The organism is Aggregatibacter sp. oral taxon 458 str. W10330, assembly GCF_000466335.1.
GTDB lineage: Bacteria > Pseudomonadota > Gammaproteobacteria > Enterobacterales > Pasteurellaceae > Aggregatibacter.
The window spans coordinates 553-1,188 of sequence record NZ_KE952608.1 but is presented as its reverse complement, the minus strand read 5'-3'; the positions used below and the strand labels follow the sequence as shown (position 1 = coordinate 1,188).

Sequence of the window (636 nt, the reverse complement as noted above, 5' to 3'; positions counted from 1 at the left end):
TTTCAACACACAGCCACCCGAAGGTGGCTGCTTTGATAGCCGCCGGATATAACAACTGCTTGCCGGTTTCAACACACAGCCACCCGAAGGTGGCTGCATATTGAGATAGTTGGGAAAGTGATTTTGAAAATGGAGTTTCAACACACAGCCACGCGGAGGCGGCTGCGCCCAAGCTCAAGCCCAAACCATCAAAGCACAACAGGTTTCAACACACAGCCACGCGGAGGCGGCTGCCTTGAGTACCCAATATTCACCCTTGGATTGATATTCGTTTCAACACACAGCCACGCGGAGGCGGCTGCGAGGTCGATAAGTGGCAAAAGAACGCTTTAAATGGTTTCAACACACAGCCACGCGGAGGCGGCTGCTATATTTGTGTATATTTGTATATTCATTTTCCAATGTTTCAACACACAGCCACGCGGAGGCGGCTGCCTCCTCTTCTCCCTGCGGCAACGCCGTCGAATTGTTTCAACACACAGCCACGCGGAGGCGGCTGCTCGTTTTATTTCCGCCGACGGTCTCTGTGCTATCGGTTTCAACACACAGCCACGCGGAGGCGGCTGCATATGTTCGGATATACAGTCTTTCCGTTTTATATCCGTTTCAACACACAGCCACGCGGAGGCGGCTGCG

Annotated in this window: 1 CRISPR repeat array. The window is 53.0% G+C overall.

What is annotated here, in order from left to right:
- Positions 1-3 precede the first annotated feature (3 nt).
- Positions 4-635: direct repeats of the CRISPR family, unit length 32 nt; unit sequence GTTTCAACACACAGCCACGCGGAGGCGGCTGC.
- Position 636 lies beyond the last annotated feature (1 nt).